Here is a 2,900-nt window from a genome sequence, read left to right on the forward strand (position 1 = left end):
GGTGATCACTCCTCACACCCCCGCCCAGCTGTGGATATCTCGGGCAGGGTAGGTTGAACACCTGGGTCAAATTTGGATCGGCAGGGCCCTCACGGGTGGGTCAAATTTCAGTCGGCGCCAACACAGGCTTTCCGCCAGTGACTAGGTGGAGGGAGGAAGGCACGGTACTCTGATCCCGCTGAGCAACGGGTCACGTGTTGTCAAGCGGATCCCACGCTGGCTGGTCAATCCTTTTCTGTCGTACGACATAAACGAGTGACCTGCCGAACCACGAGCCGGTAAGCAGTTTGTGTCGTAGTTTTCCTGGAAACGTTACGCACTTTCTTGTCGCCGGACTGACAGCTGAGGTAGCTGGCATGTCCTCCTGCTTTATGAGTTGGTTTACATAATGCACATTGTCGACAATTCAGGAAGCGCTGGCAGGCCCTGCGCGCCTGGCTCAAGGACCGCACCAGCGGTCTTTTTTTCGACCTGGCCAAGCCGATATCCCAGCCATGCTAAATCGCCTTCCGAGCGATGTTCCAGGGTTCAGGGAGCTTGCTGAGGACCTGGGTTTGAAGACCTCCGACACACGCGCGATTGCTCGGGCGCTGGGCGTGTCTGAGCGCACTGTTTGGAACTGGTGGGCCACTGATTCACCCAGAACTGCCCGCCTGGCGCTGTGGTGGCTGTCGCGGCCAGGCCACAACATGTGGGATGTTGAGATGGCCAATCGGACTCAGTTGGCGGTGTCGACCAACCGGATCTTGTGGCAAACACTCAAGGCCTACGACGCCGGCACCAGGTATCGCGGCAATCTGGCATGCCGCTATGGCGAGGCGGCCTGCAACGACCTGAAGGCCTGCGAGGATCAGCTGGCCTAGACCGAGACCAGCAGGACCGGCCCGGGATGGGCCAAGCGATCCGGATGCTGTGTTTACGCGGGCCTCGGCGGCGTCGCCGCCTGCTGTGGCATCAGCAGCGGGATGGCGCGGCCGTGGTCTTGAATTGGCCGAGGCCGTTCAGCAGCGGTTGCGGCATCTCTTCCCGTCAGCCGTGAAAGATGTCTGACGGCCAGAAGCGGTGAACCGCGAAGGGCGGCTTTCGGGCAGGCCATCTGCAACCGAAGGGCGAGGCAAGGCACGCCTGCACGCCATGTTGCGGCCACAACAGCTGTTCGTCGTCTAGGATGAATCGTCCATACACTCTGCGTCACGCTCTACAGGTGGGAGCGTAACTAGGGATCCTTGAGGCAATTCGATGGGCTGGCAGGAGCAAGCTCCTGGGCGCTTGTCGTCGCCTCTCCCTGCGCCAAAACCGACAGAACAGGCTCAGAGATGTCATCGAACGCATACCATACCCACCCAATCCACGCTTTCGTCGAATCCATGTCGGAGACCCTCAAGCGAGAGGAGTTCTCGACACCGGAGGTCTCGACCAACGAGAGCTACGCCTTTGCGCGCGACAAGTGCATTGCGGTCGTCTCACTATTAGCTGAACTATTGCGATCCAGCCCACCGGAGCTGGCGAGCCTCACAGGGCTGGGGACGCTCCAGGCGCACTTGCAAGCTCCTTCCAACGAACTGACGGCATTCCTGGGCGACAGGAATCCTACGCACATCGTCACCGCGGCCAGCCTCTTCGATCAACAGGTATTGACCTACTTCTGGGCCCTTCCCTACCGTGGCGACGCGCCTGGGCGCGATGCGCTGGCCACCATCCTCGACAAGTTCACCAGCTCGGCCCAGGCGGCAATTCAACAACTCCAAGGGCGGCACGAAGTAGTCGATGCGCAGTACCAAGCCTTGCAAAAGCGCTCTGTCGAACTTGGAACTCGGCTCGATGAGATGGTCGCCGAGGCTGCCCGAGAGAGGGCTGAATCAGCGGCCACCGTCGCGAAACTGAACCAGACGTTCACTGAGCGTGAAAACGAGCGTCAAGCGAAGTTTGAGACCGCACTCGGAGAGATGGTCGCGCTGCTGACGGCGACAAATGACAGTGCGAAAGAACAGGCGGCCAAGGTGCTCGTCGCGCTAGAGGACCATCGCAACAACGCAGCACGAATCGTTCAGGTCGTCGGGAATATCGGCGCGACCGGCAACTACAAGCGAATTGCAGACGCAGAGGCAAAGCAGGCCAACGGTTGGCGCATCGCTACCATTGGGTTTTTCAGTCTAGGCATAGCTGTCGCGGCGGCAACGTTCTACAAGTTCTGGGGTCAAGCACTGACCACGGAGACTGGCCTTGCCGTGCTAGTTCGACTGCTTTACGCCCTCGCAATCACGGCACCGGCTTGGTATACCGCCCGCGAGTCTGCTCGTCATCGGACCAACGCAGATAGGGCTCGCCAGACGGAGCTTGAGCTGGCCTCCATCGGACCGTTCATTGAGCTCATGCCCGAAGAGAAGAAGATTACGATCCGGGAACAGCTGACACCACTGTACTTCGGGCGCGTCGTTGATCAGCACACCGTTCAGCATCCGCTCGATCTGGGAAAGCTCAAAGACCTCAAGGAGTTCGTTGTGGACGTGGCGAAGGCGGTCAAGGGGTAGCAGGAGCCGCCTTCTTCAGACGGGCACTACGCTTGGCCAAATTTGTGCAATTGCAGAAACGCCCGTTCTTGAAAACGTAGACCTGGGCATTCTTTCCCTTTGCCGCATCGAACCCTCGTAGGAGGACTTGCGGAATGAAGTGCTGCTTGCGACCTGCCACTGGCGTTCCCCCTCGCTAGAGCATGGACGCCTCCGCGTGGGCGTCACTGTGCTTAGGCTGCACAGATCGCCATACTTTCACCGAATCGTAAGCGTCCTGGGAAGTCAGGTTGATCCTCTTGGGCATGCCTAGGATGCTCGTATCCATCAACGACTTGATGGGTACGTACGCACTATGGACCAAGCAACGCCAGGCCGTCGGCGGCGAGT

General features: G+C 59.5%; 2 protein-coding genes. Both read left to right on the plus strand.

Features of this window, described 5'->3' with window-relative positions:
* Window positions 1–554: 554 nt before the first annotated feature.
* Window positions 555–863, plus strand: a complete 309-nt coding sequence (locus ABDJ40_RS24580; RefSeq protein ID WP_347613732.1) for a hypothetical protein — start codon at window positions 555–557, stop codon at window positions 861–863.
* Between the two features lie 504 nt (window positions 864–1,367).
* Window positions 1,368–2,531, plus strand: coding sequence for a hypothetical protein (locus tag ABDJ40_RS24585; RefSeq protein ID WP_347613733.1), 1,164 nt, complete (start codon window positions 1,368–1,370; stop codon window positions 2,529–2,531).
* Window positions 2,532–2,900: the final 369 nt, after the last annotated feature.

It is taken from the genome of Roseateles flavus (genome assembly GCF_039872765.1).
Lineage (GTDB): Bacteria > Pseudomonadota > Gammaproteobacteria > Burkholderiales > Burkholderiaceae_C > Roseateles_B > Roseateles_B flavus.

Bases quoted from the DNA above. Each gene is read 5' to 3' on its own strand.
- ABDJ40_RS24585 (WP_347613733.1), top strand. From the start codon at position 1,368: ATGTCGGAGACCCTCAAGCGAGAGGAGTTCTCGACACCGGAGGTCTCG.